The sequence below is a fragment of the Micromonospora sp. NBRC 110009 genome, from assembly GCF_030518795.1.
GTDB lineage: Bacteria > Actinomycetota > Actinomycetes > Mycobacteriales > Micromonosporaceae > Micromonospora.
This window is the reverse complement of record NZ_CP130427.1, coordinates 5,889,057-5,905,674: the sequence shown is the minus strand read 5'-3', so window position 1 is coordinate 5,905,674 and position 16,618 is coordinate 5,889,057. Positions and strand designations below refer to the sequence as shown.

Sequence of the window (16,618 nt, the reverse complement as noted above, 5' to 3'; positions counted from 1 at the left end):
CGGGCGCCGCCTTACAGCACCCGGGGTGGGGTGTTGCCGGCGGCGACGATGGCGCGGCGGATCGGCACGGCGGCCAGCAGCGCGAACCCGACCACGAAGAAGATCAGCAGGGAGACCAGGCCCACCCGGTACGAGGCGGTGAGCTGGAACACCAGGCCGAAGGCGAGCGGGCCGAGCCAGCTGGTGCCCTTGTCGCTGATCTCGTAGAAGCCGTAGTACTCGCCCTCCTTGCCGGTGGGGATGAGCTGGCTGAACAGCGACCGGCTCAGCGCCTGGCTGCCGCCGAGCACCAGCCCGATGCAGCCGCCGAGGACCATGAACGGCAGCGGCGCCTCGGCGGGCAGCCGGAACGCGGCGATGATCACACCGGTCCAGAGCACCAAAGACAGCAGCACGGTCTTCCAGGCGCCGATGCGCCGGGCCAGCGCGCCGAGGGCGAGCGCGCCGCCGAAGGCGAGGAACTGCACCAGCAGGATGGTCACGATCAGGGTGCTCTGCTCCAGCTTCAGCTCCTGGGTGCCGTACTGGCTGGCCAGGGTGATGACGGTCTGGATGCCGTCGTTGTAGACCAGGAAGGCGAGCAGGAAGAACAGCGTCAGCGGGTACGCCTTGATGTTGCGCAGGGTGTGGCCGAGCTGCCGGAACCCGTCGGTGAGCACGTTGCCGTCGCGGGCCCGGGCCGCCGCCGCGGCGGCGGGGTGTTCGCGCAGCCAGCGCAGCGGGAGCAGGGTGAACGCCGCCCACCACACGCCGGCCGAGACGATGGACCAGCGGGCCAGGTCCAGGGTGCGCTGCGGGTTGCCCTCCTCGCTGAGCATCGTGACCGCGACGAGGTTCAGGGCGAGCAGCAGCCCGCCGCCGAGGTAGCCGATGGCCCAGCCCCGGCTGGAGATGGCGTCGCGTTCGTCGGGGCCGCCGAGCTGCGGCAGGAACGAGTTGTAGACCACCACGGCCGCGCCGAAGGAGATGTTGGCGATCAGGAACAGCGCACCGCCGAGCAGGTAGCGCTGGCCGGTGACGAAGGCGAACCCGATGGTGGCGCCGGCGCCGATGAACGCCGCGAGGGCCAGCAGCCGCTTCTTGTGCGGCGACCGGTCGGCGATCGCCCCGACCACGGGCAGCACGAACACGGTGAGGAACACCGACAGCGAGATCAGGTATGGGTAGTAGGAGCCGGCGGCGACGCGGATGCCCAGCGGGTGCACGTACCCGTGGCAGCTGCTCCGGGCGCCGAGTTCACACCCTGCGGCCAGTTCGGTGACGGTGGTGAGGAACGGCCCGAGGAAGACCGTGATCACGGTGGTCTGGAAGGCGGAGTTCGCCCAGTCGTAGAAATACCAGCCGGTGCGTTCGCGACGGGTGCTGCCCGGCTGGGCGGGCTCGTCGACGGTGGGGGCGACCGTTGCGGCCATCGGGGTCCTTCGACTCAGGCGGCCCAGTGGCCGCGGCTGCGGTAGACGTCGCGCAGCACGCCGACGTGATCGGTCATGATGCCATCCACACCAAGATCAAGTAAGTCGTGCATTTCGGCGGGTTCGTCGATCGTCCAGACGTGCACCTGCAGACCGATGCGGTGGCAGTACGCGATGAAGCGCGGATCGACCACCGGGATGCGCCCGTACCGGACGGGGACCTGGGCGGCGACCACGGACGGCGGCAGCCGCAACGACCGCCCGTGCAGCGAGGCCATCCGCAGCCGGGCCACCCCGCGCATGCCGAGGCTGGTGGCGACCTTCGGCCCGGCCAGGGCGCGCAGCCGGGCGAGCCGGGCGTCGCTGAACGAGGCGAGCAGCACCCGGTCGCCGGCCCCGGCCCGGGTGACCGTGTCGAGCGTCGGCACGACCCCGCCGTCGGCCTTGACGTCGATGTTGAACCGCACCTCGGGCCAGGCGGCGAGGACTTCGTCGAGGCGGGGCACGACCGCGGCGCCGCCGACGCGCACCGACGCGAGGTCGGCCCAGCGCAGGTCGGCGATCCGCCCGTCGGAGCCGGTGACCCGGCGCAGGGTGGCGTCGTGGAAGATCACCGCCACGCCGTCGGCGGTGGCGTGCACGTCGGTCTCCACATACCGGTAGCCGAGGGCGATGGCCCGGGCGAACGCGGCGGCGGTGTTCTCGTCGCCGTCGGCCGCGCCGCCGCGGTGGGCGAACGCCAGCGGCGCGGGGGCGTCGAGGTAGCCGGAGCGGGGTTGCACGCCGGCAGTATGCCGGGTGTCGGTGGCGCGCGGGTGTCCGGCCGACGTCGTCCCCACCAACTTCCCTATCGCTCCCTATCCTGCGTACGATACGGAGCGATGAGCGATGACATGTACTCGGTGGAGCAGGTCGCCGAGCTGCTCGGGCTGCACGTGCGCACCGTGCGCGGCTACATCCGCGCCGGCCGGCTGCGCGCGGTGCGCATCGGCAAGCAGTACCGGGTCGCCCGCGCCGATCTCGACGCCCTCACCGGCCGGCCGGCACCGACGCCGCCCGCCGGGCGGCCCGCGCTGGAGGTGTCGAGCATCGCGCAGGTCGACGGCGTCGACCGGGCCGCCGCCGACCGGCTCACCACCCTGGTGCACGCCGCCGCGAACACCGGCCCCGACCCCGCGCGCCCGCTGCGCGTGCAGACCGTCCACGACGAGGAGCGCCGTCGCATGAAGATCGTGATCCTGGGCGACGCCGCCGCCACCGCCGACCTGCTGCGCCTGGTCGAAGCTGTCCTGCACGACGGCGGCCTGCTGGCCGGGGAGGCGTCCGATGCGTGACCGGATTCAGCAGCGCGCCGGGGTGCCGGTGCTGGTGTGCGACCCGGCCGGGCCGCCGATCGCCAGCGAGCGCGACGCGCTGGACCTGATCGGCGCGGCCTTCCTCGGCGCCAGGGCCGTCGCCGTGCCGGCCGACCGGCTCGACCCGAGCTTCTTCTCGCTGGGCACCCGCTTCGCCGGCGAGGTCATGCAGAAGTTCGTCAACTACCGGCTGCGACTGGTCGTCGTCGGCGACATCTCCCGGCACCTGGCCGCGAGCGCGGCGCTGCGCGCCCTGGTGGCCGAGTCCAACCGGCACGACCACGTCTGGTTCGTACCCGATCTCGCCGCCCTCGACGAGCGGCTGCGCGCCTGACCCGCGCAGGGTGCGGCGGGCGCGGGTCACCGGGCCAGCGGGCGGCGGTGCGAGCGGCTGGTGTCGGTCGGGCGGCCGGGGTCGACGTGGCGGGGCCGGTCCGGCTCGTCGGGGCGCAGCGGCACCAGGTTGTCGGTGATCGCGTCGATGATCCGCTCGGTGGCCCGTCGCGCCGCCCCCGGCGTGCCGTCGGGCACGTCGCGCAGGGTGACCGGGGCGCCGAAGCGCACCCGGATCACCGGCCGGCGCAGCATCGCCCGGGCGAGGCCGCGCAGCATGCCCTTCGGCGTCCGGTAGGGCAGCACCTCGTGGGAGCCCCACTGGGCGACCGGGACCACGGGGGCGCCGCTGGCGAAGGCGAGCCGGGCGGCGCCGGTCTTGCCCCGCTCGGGCCACAGCCCGGGGTCCAGGCCGATGCGTCCCTCCGGGTAGACCAGCACCACCGAGCCGCCGGCCACGGCCGCGGCCGCGTTGTCGAGGGCCTGGTGCACGGAGCTGGTGCCCCGGTCGACGCGGATGTGCCCGGCGCGGCGCATCAGCGGCCCGACCACGGAGGCGCGGAACAGCCCGCCGGTGGCCATGATCCGGGGCGCGATGCGGCGGGCCTGGCAGGCGGCGGCGAGGACGACGGGGTCGAAGGGGCTGATGTGGTTGGCGGCCAGGATCAGCGGCCCGTGGCGCAGCTCGTCCGGCACGTCGCCGGTGACCTCGAGGCGACCGAGCAGGCTGACGATGGCGCGGGCGAGCAGTTGCGCGGCGCGCCACAGCAGCGGCGCCCGCCAGGGGGTGGTCGGGGTGTTCATCAGTGGTGGATGGTCGCACGCCCCGGGGTGAGGCGGGGGTCCGGTCCGGGCCGGGTGGCGGAGGTGATCAGGGTCATTGGTCCCGGAACGGGTCGGGACCCCCGGCCCTGTCGGTTTTTCTACGACGCCGAGTAGTATTTACTACGTCTCGTAGTATGAACAGCTGGGGGTTCCAGGTGGACGCGTTGGACGTCGCCCGCTGGCAGTTCGGTGTCACCACCGTCTACCACTTTCTCTTCGTGCCCTTGACCATCGGCCTGTCCATCCTGGTAGCCATCCTCCAGACGATGTGGCACCGCACCGGCAACGAGCGCTACCTCAAGCTCACCAAGTTCTACGGCAAGCTCTTCCTGATCAACTTCGCGATGGGCGTGGTCACCGGCATCGTGCAGGAGTTCCAGTTCGGGATGAACTGGAGCGACTACTCCCGCTTCGTGGGGGACATCTTCGGCGCGCCCCTGGCCATCGAGGCCCTGGTCGCGTTCTTCCTCGAATCGACCTTCATCGGGCTGTGGATCTTCGGCTGGGACCGGCTGCCCAAGCGGCTGCACCTGGCCGCCATCTGGGCCGCCGCCATCGGCACCAACCTGTCCGCGTACTTCATCCTGGCCGCGAACTCGTTCATGCAGAACCCCGTCGGCTACCGGATCAACCCCACCACCGGTCGGGCCGAGCTGACCGACTTCGTCGCCGTGCTCACCAACAAGGTCGCCCTGGTCACCTTCCCGCACACCCTGGCCGGCGCGTTCCTGGTGGCCGGGTCGCTGATCGTCGCGGTCGGCCTCTGGCACGTCATCCGCAACCGCGACAGCGCCGACACCGACGCCTACCGGTTCGCGACCAAGTTCGGCGCCTGGGTGGTCATGATCGCCTCGGCACTGGTGGTGTTCACCGGCGACATCCAGGGCAAGATCATGACCGAGGTGCAGCCGATGAAGATGGCCGCCGCCGAGGGCCTCTACACCACCGAGAGCCCCGCCTCGTTCTCCGTGCTCACCGTCGGCAGCCTCGACGGCAGCCGCGAGGTCTTCGCCCTCAAGATCCCGTACCTGCTGTCGTTCCTCGGCACCGGCGACCCCAACGGCACCGTGCAGGGCATCAACGACCTGCAGGCCCAGTACGCCAGCCAGTACGGCGCCGGCAACTACGCCCCGATCATCCCGGTCACCTACTGGAGCTTCCGCTTCATGATCGGCTTCGGGCTGGCGGCCGCCGCGATCGCCCTGCTGGTGCTCTGGACGCAGCGCAAGGGCCGCACCCCGACCAGCCGGTGGCTGCTGCGCGCCGGGCTGGTGATGCCGCTGCTGCCGCTGCTGGCCAACTCCTTCGGCTGGATCTTCACCGAGATGGGCCGCCAGCCGTGGATCGTCTTCGGCGAGATGCTCACCCGCAACGGCGTGTCCCGCAGCGTGTCGCTGACCGAGGTGCTCACCTCCTTCACCGCGTTCACCCTGATCTACGCCACCCTCGCCGTGATCGAGTTCAAGCTGCTGTTCCGCTACGCCAAGGCCGGCGTCCCCGACGTCACCCCGGCGCCCGTTGACGACGACACCGACGACGCCGAACGCCCGCTGGCGTTCGCCTACTGACCCCCGGAGCCCATCGTGGAACTGACCACCGTCTGGTTTCTCCTCGTCGCCGTGCTCTTCACCGGCTACTTCGTCCTCGAAGGCTTCGACTTCGGCGTCGGCATGCTGCTGCCCGTGCTCGGCCGCGACGACCGGGAACGCCGCGTCCTGATCAACACCATCGGCCCGGTCTGGGACGGCAACGAGGTCTGGCTGATCACCGCCGGCGGCGCCATGTTCGCGGCCTTCCCCGAGTGGTACGCCACCCTGTTCTCCGGCTTCTACCTGCCGCTGCTGCTGATCCTGCTCGCCCTCATCGCCCGCGGCGTCGCCTTCGAATACCGGCACAAGCGCCCCGAGGCGTCCTGGAAGCGCCGCTGGGACCGGGCCATCTTCGTCGGCTCGCTGCTGCCGGCGATCCTGTGGGGCGTCGCCTTCGCCAACATCCTGCGCGGCGTGCCGCTGGACGCCGACCACGAGTACGTCGGTGGCCTGCTCGACCTGCTCAACCCGTACGCCCTGCTCGGCGGCGTGACCACCCTGGGGCTGTTCCTCACCCACGGCGCGGTGTTCCTCGCCCTCAAGACCACCGGCGACATCCGCGAGCGCGCGGGCGCCCTCGCGGTCAAGGTCGGCGCCGGCACCGCCGTCGTCGCGGTGGCCTTCCTGACCTGGACGCTGACCATCCGGTCCAGCGCGGCCGCCGTCGTGCTCGCCGTGGGCGCCGCCCTCGCCCTGCTCGGCGGTCTCGCCGCCGCCCGGGTAGGCCGGGAGGGCTGGGCGTTCACCGGCACCGCCGTGGCCATCGCCCTGGCGGTGGCGACCCTGTTCGCCGCGCTGTTCCCGAACGTGCTGCCGTCCACCCTCGACGCCGCCGGCACGCTGACCGCCGGCAACGCCGCCTCCACCCCCTACACCCTGAAGATCATGACCTGGGTGGCGGTGGTGTTCACCCCGATCGTGCTGGCCTACCAGGGCTGGACCTACTGGGTGTTCCGCAAGCGGATCGGGGTACAGAACATCCCGCAACACTGACCAGCCTGCGGGGCGCAGGAAGGCGCGGGGCCGGTGCGAGGGGGTCGCACCGGCCCCGCGGGGCGTCTCAGACCAGGTCGACGCGTTCCCATGCGATCGGGTAGCCGGCGCGGGCGAAGGTGGCCGCCATCGGCGTGTTGCCCTGGTCGGTGGCCGCGACGATCTCCTGCGCGCCCGCCTCGACCAGCCGATGGGTGGCCTCGACCAGCAGGTCGTAGGCGTACCCGTGGCCCCGCTGCCCGGGCAGCACCCCGACGAACCCGACGATGTGGTGGGTCTGGTTGCGGGCCGGCACGACGATGCCGGCGAGCTCCCCACCAGGGGTCCAGGCGAGCTGCCACCAGTCGCGCGGGCTCGGCAGCCAGCGCAGCAGGTCCAGGTCCTCCCGCGCGGCGGCGTCCGGGCCGTGTTCGGCCGCGGCGTGCCGGTAGTGCGCGTCCAGGCTGCCCTCGCCGATGCGGCGCAGCACGTCCAGGATCACCGCGTCGTCGGGCTCCGGCCGGAACTCCAGCCGGCCGGGCCGCGCCGGCAGGCCGTAGTCGGACGTCCACCGGTAGCGGTACCGCTCGACCAGCACCCGCAGGCCGGCGGCCGTCGCCGCGTCGATCCGGGCCTGCGCCTGGGCGTGGACCGGCGGATCGTCCCGCCACCCGGGCGGCAGCAGGATCGAGTACTCGGCGCGCAGCGGCGCGGTACGCAGCAGCTCCACGGCGGCCTGCGCGTCGGTGAAGTCGAACCAGTCCAGCGCCAGCGGCGCCGGATCGTCGGGCCCGGCCCACCAGGCGGCCCGGGCCACGACCTTCCCGTCGCGCAGGGCCACCCAGGTCCACTCCGGGCGGTAGCGGCCGTCGGCGTACGTCTCGCCGAGTATGGCCCGCCCGACCAGCCCCGGGTCGGAAAGGGTGTCGAAGAGGTGTTCCTCGCCCGCGACGAGCGGGCGGATGACCAGGTCGGTCATGCAGGTCCTTCCAGGAAGCGGTGCGCTCCCCGGATCAGGAACCCGGCGTCCCCGCGGACGGGTGGGAGCGCATGACAGTCGTACGTGCCATGGCACTCACCTCCCTCCGGCCTCGTTCGAGGACGCGGCAGAACCGTAGCAGACGGCCCGCGCGCCAGCCGAGGCGTTTCCCGGCCGGCGCGCGGCGAGGGTCAGCGGGCCTCGCGCAGCTCCGCCAGCCGCGCCTCAATCTCCGCCAGCTCCGCGCGCAGCTTCTCCGCCTGCTGCTCCGCCTCGGCCCGCTCCGCGGCGAGGATCTGCTCCACCGCCTCCTGCACGCCCGGCACGTCCACCAGCGCCACCATCCGCAGCGCCTCCGCCGGCTTCACCACGTACGGCTTCGCCAGGGCCTTGGCGCCCTGCTGCGCCGCCACCGTCCACTCACCCTCGGCGTACGCCAGCGTCACCGTCAGCCCGGCCGGGCTCTTCGGCTTCGCCGCCTTCACCGCCCGCCGCGCCGGCCGGGCCTCCGCCTGCTGTTGCTCCACCTTCGGCTCCTCCCGACGCGGCGCCGGCACGGGCGGCGTGTCCAACACGAACTCCGGCTCCGCCGGCGCCGGCTCGGCCTCCGGCTTCGGCTCCGCCGGCTTCCGGCCGGCGCCCTTCGGCGCAATCGCCACGTCGGCGGGGGAGAAGGGCAGCTCGTCGCGGCCGAACCGCACCACCACGAACTCCTCGGACACCTCCGGATCGGTCAGCTCCACCACCTGGCCGAGCTGCCCGGCCATCTGACCCGCCGCCGCCGTGAACACCACCTTCGGCTTGCGGCCCGCCGCCAACGCCTCCCGGATCCCCTGCACCTCGTCAGTGGACAAACCCTGGCCCGCCATCATGCCCTCTTCCGTACACCTGTTTGACTGCAGCCTTGATACCAGCCGGCTGCGACACCGGGAAGATCAACCCCCCAGGGCGCGCAACGCCGCGTCGGCGTGCTCGTTCATGCTCAGCTCGCTGTGCACCACGGCGAGGACCCGCCGGTCCGGGCCGATCACGAACGTCATCCGGCGCGTGCTCAACGCCCCCAGCGGCAGCCGCCGCCGCACCCCGAACGCCTCCGCCACCGCCCCGTCGACGTCCGACAGCAGCGGATAGTCGAAACCGTGCCGCCGGGAGAACTCCGCCTGCTTCTCCACCGGATCCCGGCTGATCCCCACCCGCCGCGCGCCGACCGCCGCGAACTCCGCCGCCAGGTCCCGGAAGTGGCAGCTCTCCGCCGTGCACCCGCGGGTCATCGCCGCCGGGTAGAAGAACAGCACCACGGGACCCGCCGCCAGGAACTCCGACAGCCGCCGCACCGTGCCCGTCTCGTCCGGCAGCGCGAAGTCCTCGACCAGATCCCCGACACCCACACCCACCGCGCGCCTCCACCGTCAGACCGACGCGGTGAGCCTAGGCGATCAGCCCCAGACCGCCGCCACCTCACCGGCCACCGCCGCCGCCTGCGCGAACCCCGCCCGCGCCGCCCCCGCCCGCCGGGCCGGATCCAGCACGTTGCGGCCGATCGCCCGCCGCGCCCCCGCGACCGGGGCCACCACCGCCACCCGAGACCCCGCCGACCGCAATCCGGCCACCTGCGCCGCCAACCGCGGCGCCGGACCGAACCCCGACGACACCGGCGCGAGCACCACCACCGCCTCCGAATCCCGCGCCAGGTCCGCGTTCACCGCCGACCGCACCCCACCGTCGACGTACCGGCGGTCGCCGATGGTGACCGGCGGCCACACCCCCGGCACCGCGCAGCTCGCCCCCACCGCGTCCACCAACGACACCCCGCTGCCCGCCTCGAACACCACGAACTCGCCCGAGGCGGCGTCCACCGCCGTGACCAGCAGCCGCCGCGCCGGCCACTCCCGGACCGGCAACCGCGCCTCGATGACCGCGCGCCGCGACGCCTCCGACGGAGTACGCGCCGCCAGCGCCATCGCCCCGACCCGGGCCCGCGCCTCGTCCCGCCCCCGAGCGCCCGCCCACGCCCAGCGCAGCAGCACACCCACCCCCAACCGGGCCGCCACCTCACCCCGCGGCGCGCGCAGCTGGGCCGCGTACAACTCCCGCACCGGCGTCCCGGAACACACCTGCGCCCCGACCACCGACCCCGCCGACGTGCCCACCACCACGTCCGCGTCCGTCAGGTCCAGGCCGCGCTCCGCCAGGCCCGCCAGCAGCCCCAACTCCCAGGCCACCCCGGTCACCCCGCCGCCACCCAGCACCAACGCTCGCGTCATGGTGTGACCGTCCTCTCCACCCCGACCCCGTTCCGGCCACGGTAACGTCACCCGCACCACCAGGGCAGGGGAGAGGGCATTGACCTCCGTCACCATCATCACCGGCGGAAGCCGCGGCATCGGCGCCGCCACCGCCCGCCGGCTCGCCACCGGCGGCCACGACGTCGCCATCGGCTACCGCCGCGACCACGCCGCCGCCAAGGCCGTCCTCGCCGACATCCACGCCGCCGGCCGCCGCGGTGTCGCCGTCCCCGCCGACACCACCGACCCCGACCAGGTGCAACGCCTCTTCGACGTCGCCGCCGACCTCGGCCCCCTCACCGGCCTGGTCAACAACGCCGGCATCACCAGCCCGATCGGCCCCTTCACCGACCTGCGCGTCGACGACCTGCGCCAGGTCGTCGACGTCAACCTCATCGGATACGTGCTCTGCGCCCAGCACGCCGCCCGCACGATGACCCGCGGCGGCGCCATCGTCAACGTCTCCTCCGCCGCCGCCACCCTCGGCAGCCCCGGCGAATACATCCACTACGCCGCCGTCAAGGCCGCCACCGACACCCTCACCGTCGGCCTCGCCAAGGAACTCGCCCCCCGCGGCATCCGCGTCAACGCCGTCGCCCCCGGCATCGTCCGCACCGACATCCACGCCCTCTCCGGCGTACCCGACCGGGCCGACAGCGCCGCCGGACGCGTCCCGCTCGGCCGCGCCGGCGAACCCGACGAGATCGCCGGCACCATCGCCTTCCTCCTCGGCCCCGACGCCTCCTACACCACCGGTGCCGTGCTGCGCGTCGCCGGTGGCCTCTGACGACAGCGGCCCGGGGGAGTCCACCCCCGGGCCGCCTCGACACCCCACGCCTAGTGGGTGAACAACTTCATCGCCGTGATCAGCGTCTGCACCACCCCGTAACCCAACAGCGCCGACACCACCAGCCACGACACCACGAGCCGCACCTGCTGCCCGCCACCGACCTCGTTCACGACGCACTCCTCTCCGCCGCCACCGGCTCCGTACCCTCCGACCCGTCCCGGCCCGACGCCGGCTCATGGAACCGCTCCGGCACCGGCTGGATCAACAGGTTCGCGACGAACCCCACCGCCAACACGCCGACCATCGTGAACAACGCCGGCCGGTACGCCGCCGCCGTCAACGTGCCCGGCTTGCCCTGCGCGTCCAGGAACGCGTTCACGATCAGCGGACCGGCCACCCCCGCCGCCGACCACGCCGTCAACAACCGGCCGTGGATCGCGCCCACCTCGAACGTGCCGAACAGATCCCGCAGATACGCCGGCACCGTCGCGAACCCACCGCCGTAGAACGACAGGATCACGCACGCCAGCAGCACGAACAACGCCGTCGCCAACTGCCCGAACAGGGCCAGCAGCACGTACAGCACCATCCCGACGCCCAGATAGACCAGGTAGATCGGCTTACGGCCGATCACATCCGACGTCGACGACCACACGAACCGGCCCGCCATGTTGAACAGCGACAGCAGCCCCACGAACCCGCCGGCCGCGGCCACCGACACCGTCGAGGTCCCGTTGTCCCGGAAGAAGTCCTGGATCATCGGACTCGCCTGCTCCAGGATCCCGATCCCCGCCGTCACGTTGCAGAACAGCACCACCCACAACAGCCAGAACGACCGCGTCTTCACCGCGTTCGCCGCCGACACGTTCGCCGTGGTCACCAGCGGCTTCGCCGCCACCCGCGCCGGATCGAACCCCACCGGCCGCCAGTCCGCCGCCGGCACCCGCACGTTGAACACCCCGAACATCATGATCACGAAGTAGCCGAGGCCCAATGTCACGAACAGCCACACCAGCGCCGAACCCGACGCCGTCGAACCCGCGTTCGCCGGGTCGTACCCCGCGTCGTAGAACGACAGCAACTGCCGGGACAGGGGAGAGGCCACCATCGCCCCACCCCCGAACCCCATGATCGCCAGACCCGTCGCCAGGCCCGGCCGGTCCGGGAACCACTTGATCAACGTCGAGACAGGGGAGATGTACCCGATGCCCAGGCCGATCCCACCCAGCACCCCGTACCCCAGGTAGAGCAGCCACAACTGCTTCGTCGCGATGCCCAGCGCCCCGACCAGGAAACCGGCCGCCCAGAAGCACGCCGAGACGAACATCGCCTTCCGCGGCCCGTTCGCCTCCACCCAGGTGCCCGCCACCGCGGCCGACAACCCGAGCATCACGATGGCGATGCTGAAGATGATCCCGATCGCCGTCTGACTGGCGTCGAAGTGCGCGATCAGGGAATTCTTGTAGACGCTGGTCGCGTAGACCTGCCCGATGCAGAGATGGATCGCCAATGCCGCCGGCGGAATCAGCCAACGGCTGTACCCGGGCGGCGCGACGGTGTGCCGACGATCGAGTGCGGAAAGCATGCGTGCTTCCTCTCCAAAAAACGGCGGTAACTTCCCGCCACATGCCCATACCGCACGCTCCAGTCAAACCCACCGCGCGCCGGACGGTCGAAACGCTGAGCCGAACGGTCAACCCGCACCCGCCGCCCACACCGATCGGCACCGCCGCACGACCGTTCGGCAGGCTCACCGCATGCCGCTGCTCACCACCCCGGCGCTGACCCCCGGCGCCCTGGCCCACCGGCCACAACCCGACATCCCCGCCGACGGCCTGCTGCTGCGCCCCTGGCGCCCCGACGACCTGCCCGCCGTCCGCGCCGCCTACACCGACCCGGACATCCGCCGCTGGCACTGCCGCACCATGACCGACGACGAGGCCCGCGCCTGGCTCACCGCCTGGCCGCACCGCTGGCACGCCGAGACCGGCGCCGGCTGGGCCGTCACCGACACCACCGGCGTCCTCGGACAGATCAGCCTCCGCCAGATCGACCTCGCCGAGGGACGGGGGGAGGTGTCGTACTGGGTGCTCCCCACCGCCCGCGGCCACCACGTCGCCGCCCGCGCCCTGACCGCCCTCACCACCTGGAGCCTCCACCAGGCCGGACTGCACCGGCTCTGGCTGCGCCACTCCACCGCCAACCCGGCCTCCTGCCGGGTGGCCGACCGCGCCGGCCTCACCGCCGAGGGCACCAACCGCGGCGCCGCCCGGCACGCCGACGGCTGGCACGACATGCACCTGCACGCCCGGCTGCGCACCGACACCTGACCGGTTGCCACCGGTCGGCGAATGCGACCATGGGCCGGTGAAGATCCTGTCCATCCAGTCCTCGGTGGCCTACGGCCACGTCGGCAACTCCGCTGCCGCCTTCCCACTGCAGCGGCTCGGGCACGAGATCTGGCCGGTGCTCACCGTGCACTTCTCCAACCACACCGGGTACGGCGCCTGGCGCGGCCCGCTGCTGGCACCGGCCGACGTCGCCGACGTCATCGCGGGCATCGAGGACCGCGGCGTCCTCGGCACCGCCGACGCAGTCCTCTCCGGCTACCAGGGCGACCCGGCGATGGGCGCGGTGATCCTCGACGCCGTCGACCGGGTGAAGGCGGCCAACCCGAACGCCGTGTACTGCTGCGACCCCGTGATGGGCGACGTCGGCCGCGGCATGTTCGTCCGGCCCGGCATCCCCGAATACCTCCGCGACACCGTCGTCCCGCGCGCGGACATCATCACCCCGAACCAGTTCGAACTCGAGTTCCTCTCGGGCCGCACGACCAACACGCTGCCGGACCTGCTGGCGGCGGTCGACGCCGTACGTGCGACGGGGCCACGGCACGTGCTGGTCACCAGCGTGCTGCACGGCGACGTACCCGAGGGGTCGCTGGAGGTGGTGGCCGTGTCGGACGACGGCGCCTGGGCGGTCACCACGCCGCTCCTGCCGATCAGCCCGAACGGGGGCGGCGACATCACCGCCGCGCTGTATCTGGCCCACCTGTTCACGACCAATTCGCCCGAGACGGCGCTGGAGCGGACCACCAACTCGATCTTCGCCGTGCTGGAGGCCACCCTCGCGGCGGGTACCCGGGAACTCCAGCTGATCGCCGCCCAGGACGCGATCGCCGACCCGCCGACGAAGTTCACCGCCCGCCGGCTGCGCTGACCCGATCGGCAGGATCAGCCAGTCACGCGCCGCGGCCCGGCGGGGGAGAGCAGCACCCGTCCTCCCCGGTCATGATCCTGCCGCGTCCGATGAGCCGACCGGCATGGCGGCGGAGTTCGCCGGACCGCCGCCTCCCGGCGGACGGCTCGCGACCACCACGCCATCGAGCTGCGCGAGGCACTGCTCTGGAGCGCGGTGTGGATAGCCGCCGGGATCACCTTCGGCCTGGTGGTGTGGATCTGGCGCGGGAGCGGGCCGGCGGAGGCGTGGCGCCGGACGGCTTGCCACCGACGCGGCCCGGGCCGTGCTGCGACGTCCAGGCCGGCCCACCGCGGGCCGGCCTGGACATCACCGCGGTCCGTCAGCGTCATGTTGGCGGCGGGCCGCCTCAGCGGGCGCAGCTGACGCAGGTACGCGCGGACGGGCGTACCGCAAGCCGTTCCGCCGGGATCGGTGAGCCGCATCGCTCACACCTGCCGTACGTGCCCCCGTCCAGTCGTTCCCCGGCGGCATCCAACTCGGCGAGGCGTCGACGCGCGGCGGACAGCAGCGCGGCCACCTGCGCCCGCTCGAACGCGATGGTCGCGCCTTCAGGATCGTGTTCGTCGTCGGCGTTGGAGGAGCGGGAGGCGTCGATGACCCCGGTCAGGTCGCGGGTCAGTGCCGCAATCTGCAGCTCGGTCTCGTGCCGTGCGCGTTGCAACGCCTCCCGAGGCGATTCCGCGTCATGCATACCGACCTCCACCGTCGTGTGCTGCTCTCATTCCCCCGGGTACCGCCCCGGCAACCTGGGGTCCTGCTAGTCGTGGGTGCGGCGCGGCATCAGGGTGGCGACGAGGAGTGCGGCCAGGAGCATTCCGCATCCGCTGACGGTGGCGCAGGTGTGGATCGCGCTCGCGGCGCTGTGGCCGATGGCGGCCTGGCCCGCGGGGGAAACGGTCAGGCGGGTGAGTCCGCCGAGTCCTTCCTGGGCCAGCGTGTGGAAGGCACCGGGGCTGATGGACGCGGCGCCGGTCGTCAGGTGGGACGTGGTCGCGGTCGTGAGGATGACGCCGAGAATCGCGGGGCCGAGGGCGGCACCCACCTGCCGGAAGGTGTTGATGGCGGCACTGGCCATGCCGGCGAGGTGGCGGGGGACGGCGTTGACGGCGGCGGCTGTCACGGAGGTGAGCACGAGCCCGAAGCCCAGGCCGAGCAGGGCCAGGCGCCATCCCAGGTCGGCCAGGGAGCTGTCGGGCTGGACGCCGCGCAGGGTGAACAGGCCCACGCCCGCCAGCAGCAGCCCGCTGATCAGCGGCGTGCGCGGGCCGGTGCGGGCCAGGACACGGCCCGCGAGTTGCCCGGTGACGAGTACCGCGCCGTACAGGCACAGCAGCCGCAGTGCGATGCCAAACGGCGTCAACCGTTGCACCGCGCCGAGGAAGAGGCTGAGAACGAAGTTCGAGCCGATGAGGCTGAACATGGCCAGCAGGCCGGCCAGGACCGAGGCGAGGAACGCCGGGGAGCGGAACAGTTGCGGGCGCAGCATAGGCGAGGGGCTGCGCTGTTCGACGAGTACGAATCCGGTCAGGACCAGGGCGGCGAGTGGCAGTGCAACGAGGGCCTGCGGGCTGGTCCAGCCCTGCTGGCCGCCCTCGATCACGCCGTAGATCAGCGCGAAGATGCCGGCCGCGGCCAGGATCTGGCCGGGGACGTCCAGGCGGCGGCCTTCCGCGGCACGTGAGTCTTCGAGCAGGCAGGCGCTGAGGATCAGTACGGCCAGGGGCACCAGCGTCACCGGCAGGAAGACCCAGCGCCACGAGGCGTGCGCCAGGAGCACGCCGGCGATGAACGGGCCGACGGCGAGGCCCACGTTGAGGGCGCCGGTCCAGAACGCGACGTAGTGCCCGCGCCGGGCGGGTTCGGGTACGGCGTGCGTGATCAGCGCGAGGGTGGCGGGTAGCAGGGCGGCGGCTCCGACACCCGCGATGGCCCGTCCGGTCAGCAGTACGCCGGTGCCGGGTGCGAGGAGACTGATCAGGTTGCCGGTGACGGTGAGTGCGAGACCGGCGATGGCGATGCGCTTTCGGCCGGCGAGGTCGCCGAGGACACCGAAGCTGAGCACGAGGGCGGCAACCGGGATGGTGAAGGCGTCGAACACCCACTGCAGTGCCGTGGTCGAGGCATGCAGATCCCGGCCGATGGTGGCCAGGCTGACCGAGATCGCGCTGATCTGGAGATATGCGCAGAAGACGCCCAGGCAGGCCAGGACCACCGTCGTTGCCGTCCGGCTGGACCGGTTCGCGCCGGACGTGCGAGACGCGGTCGGCGACAGTGCTGCTACGGCCATGAGACCATCGTCCGTTCGACTAAGGAACCTGATATAAGGAAGCTTATCTAAGGGTCCTTAGACACGCGGTATGCTGTGATGATGACCGCAGTCGACGTCTTCAAGCTGGGCTTGCACATCAAGCAGATCCAGCAGCGCAAGCAGCTCGCGGTCGACGCCGGCCTCGCACCGCTGGGCACGACCATGTCCCAGTGGATCGTCCTGCGTAACATCGCGGCCCACCCCGGCAAATCGGCTCACGAACTGGCCCAGGTGACCTTCCAGACGGATCAGTCCTTCGGCGCGCTGGTGAGCCGGCTGGTCGACCGCGGGCTCGTCGAACGCGCTCAGGGCCCCGGCCGCAGACTGCTCCACCGGCTCACCGACGACGGGGCAGCACTGCTCAAGCGCTGTGACCCGCTGGTCGAGCGGGCGCTCCGGGACCAGTTCGGCAACCTCGACGACACCGAGCTGGGCCAGCTCCACGCTCTCCTTGAGCGCATCGTCGCCCGCCCGCCCTCCAGCTAGCCCGGTAGCCGTCAGGCGGGCGG

19 protein-coding genes are annotated in these 16,618 nt (G+C 72.3%); 8 read left to right on the top strand and 11 right to left on the bottom strand.

Annotated elements, in window-relative coordinates; genetic code table 11:
• Positions 1–11: 11 nt before the first annotated feature.
• Together Q2K19_RS27920 and Q2K19_RS27915 are read right to left on the bottom strand one after the other, a co-directional pair.
• Entirely contained in the window at positions 12–1,412 is a 1,401-nt protein-coding gene (locus Q2K19_RS27920) for an MFS transporter (protein WP_302765098.1), read from the bottom strand.
• 14 nt (positions 1,413–1,426) lie between these two features.
• On the bottom strand, positions 1,427–2,194 hold the full coding sequence (locus tag Q2K19_RS27915; RefSeq protein WP_302765097.1) for a glycerophosphodiester phosphodiesterase family protein: 768 nt from the start codon (positions 2,192–2,194) through the stop codon (positions 1,427–1,429).
• A 99-nt stretch (positions 2,195–2,293) separates the two neighbouring features.
• On the opposite strand from Q2K19_RS27915, the gene Q2K19_RS27910 reads away from it, so the two are divergent.
• Together Q2K19_RS27910 and Q2K19_RS27905 are read left to right on the top strand one after the other, a co-directional pair.
• A complete protein-coding gene (locus tag Q2K19_RS27910; RefSeq protein WP_302765096.1) occupies positions 2,294–2,746 on the top strand; it encodes a helix-turn-helix domain-containing protein in 453 nt (150 codons plus the stop codon).
• A complete protein-coding gene (locus Q2K19_RS27905) occupies positions 2,739–3,101 on the top strand; it encodes a DUF4180 domain-containing protein (RefSeq protein ID WP_302765095.1) in 363 nt (120 codons plus the stop codon). Before Q2K19_RS27910 ends, Q2K19_RS27905 begins: the two co-directional genes overlap by 8 nt.
• A gap of 26 nt (positions 3,102–3,127) precedes the next feature.
• Here Q2K19_RS27905 and Q2K19_RS27900 read toward each other — a convergent pair whose 3' ends face one another.
• Positions 3,128–3,904 (bottom strand): lysophospholipid acyltransferase family protein, encoded by a 777-nt coding sequence (locus Q2K19_RS27900; RefSeq protein WP_302765094.1) that lies wholly within the window; start codon positions 3,902–3,904, stop codon positions 3,128–3,130.
• 176 nt (positions 3,905–4,080) lie between these two features.
• Between Q2K19_RS27900 and Q2K19_RS27895 the strand changes: the two genes are divergently transcribed.
• A complete protein-coding gene (locus Q2K19_RS27895; RefSeq protein WP_302772779.1) occupies positions 4,081–5,493 on the top strand; it encodes a cytochrome ubiquinol oxidase subunit I in 1,413 nt (470 codons plus the stop codon).
• Positions 5,494–5,508: 15 nt separating this feature from the next.
• Positions 5,509–6,507 carry a cytochrome d ubiquinol oxidase subunit II gene (gene cydB, locus Q2K19_RS27890; protein WP_302765093.1) on the top strand — a complete coding sequence of 333 codons (999 nt, stop codon included), beginning with the start codon at positions 5,509–5,511 and terminating at the stop codon, positions 6,505–6,507.
• Between the two features lie 67 nt (positions 6,508–6,574).
• Here the strand turns inward: cydB and Q2K19_RS27885 are convergent, their stop codons facing one another.
• The 4 genes from Q2K19_RS27885 to Q2K19_RS27870 form a co-directional block, all read right to left on the bottom strand.
• Complete coding sequence (locus tag Q2K19_RS27885; RefSeq protein ID WP_302765092.1) at positions 6,575–7,465, bottom strand: GNAT family N-acetyltransferase; 891 nt, start codon at positions 7,463–7,465, stop codon at positions 6,575–6,577.
• A 191-nt stretch (positions 7,466–7,656) separates the two neighbouring features.
• On the bottom strand, positions 7,657–8,334 hold the full coding sequence (locus Q2K19_RS27880) for a hypothetical protein (protein ID WP_302772778.1): 678 nt from the start codon (positions 8,332–8,334) through the stop codon (positions 7,657–7,659).
• Between the two features lie 66 nt (positions 8,335–8,400).
• The gene (locus tag Q2K19_RS27875) at positions 8,401–8,859 is read right to left on the bottom strand and encodes a peroxiredoxin (protein WP_302765091.1); all 459 of its coding nucleotides are present in this window, start codon (positions 8,857–8,859) and stop codon (positions 8,401–8,403) included.
• Between the two features lie 42 nt (positions 8,860–8,901).
• Positions 8,902–9,729 carry a patatin-like phospholipase family protein gene (locus Q2K19_RS27870; RefSeq protein ID WP_302765090.1) on the bottom strand — a complete coding sequence of 276 codons (828 nt, stop codon included), beginning with the start codon at positions 9,727–9,729 and terminating at the stop codon, positions 8,902–8,904.
• Between the two features lie 79 nt (positions 9,730–9,808).
• On the opposite strand from Q2K19_RS27870, the gene Q2K19_RS27865 reads away from it, so the two are divergent.
• The gene (locus tag Q2K19_RS27865; protein ID WP_302765089.1) at positions 9,809–10,537 is read left to right on the top strand and encodes an SDR family NAD(P)-dependent oxidoreductase; all 729 of its coding nucleotides are present in this window, start codon (positions 9,809–9,811) and stop codon (positions 10,535–10,537) included.
• Between the two features lie 50 nt (positions 10,538–10,587).
• Here the strand turns inward: Q2K19_RS27865 and Q2K19_RS27860 are convergent, their stop codons facing one another.
• Together Q2K19_RS27860 and Q2K19_RS27855 are read right to left on the bottom strand one after the other, a co-directional pair.
• On the bottom strand, positions 10,588–10,710 hold the full coding sequence (locus Q2K19_RS27860; RefSeq protein WP_302765088.1) for an MFS transporter small subunit: 123 nt from the start codon (positions 10,708–10,710) through the stop codon (positions 10,588–10,590).
• Complete coding sequence (locus tag Q2K19_RS27855; RefSeq protein ID WP_302765087.1) at positions 10,707–12,125, bottom strand: OFA family MFS transporter; 1,419 nt, start codon at positions 12,123–12,125, stop codon at positions 10,707–10,709. Before Q2K19_RS27855 ends, Q2K19_RS27860 begins: the two co-directional genes overlap by 4 nt.
• A gap of 172 nt (positions 12,126–12,297) precedes the next feature.
• Between Q2K19_RS27855 and Q2K19_RS27850 the strand changes: the two genes are divergently transcribed.
• Complete coding sequence (locus tag Q2K19_RS27850; RefSeq protein WP_302765086.1) at positions 12,298–12,870, top strand: GNAT family N-acetyltransferase; 573 nt, start codon at positions 12,298–12,300, stop codon at positions 12,868–12,870.
• Positions 12,871–12,907: 37 nt separating this feature from the next.
• Complete coding sequence (gene pdxY, locus Q2K19_RS27845) at positions 12,908–13,759, top strand: pyridoxal kinase PdxY (protein WP_302765085.1); 852 nt, start codon at positions 12,908–12,910, stop codon at positions 13,757–13,759.
• A 388-nt stretch (positions 13,760–14,147) separates the two neighbouring features.
• On the opposite strand, the gene Q2K19_RS27840 is transcribed toward pdxY, so the two are convergent.
• Both Q2K19_RS27840 and Q2K19_RS27835 read right to left on the bottom strand, forming a co-directional pair.
• Positions 14,148–14,492 carry a TraR/DksA family transcriptional regulator gene (locus Q2K19_RS27840; RefSeq protein ID WP_302765084.1) on the bottom strand — a complete coding sequence of 115 codons (345 nt, stop codon included), beginning with the start codon at positions 14,490–14,492 and terminating at the stop codon, positions 14,148–14,150.
• Positions 14,493–14,558: 66 nt separating this feature from the next.
• On the bottom strand, positions 14,559–16,088 hold the full coding sequence (locus tag Q2K19_RS27835; RefSeq protein ID WP_302765083.1) for an MFS transporter: 1,530 nt from the start codon (positions 16,086–16,088) through the stop codon (positions 14,559–14,561).
• Positions 16,089–16,169: 81 nt separating this feature from the next.
• Between Q2K19_RS27835 and Q2K19_RS27830 the strand changes: the two genes are divergently transcribed.
• Positions 16,170–16,595 carry a MarR family winged helix-turn-helix transcriptional regulator gene (locus Q2K19_RS27830; protein ID WP_302765082.1) on the top strand — a complete coding sequence of 142 codons (426 nt, stop codon included), beginning with the start codon at positions 16,170–16,172 and terminating at the stop codon, positions 16,593–16,595.
• Positions 16,596–16,618: the final 23 nt, after the last annotated feature.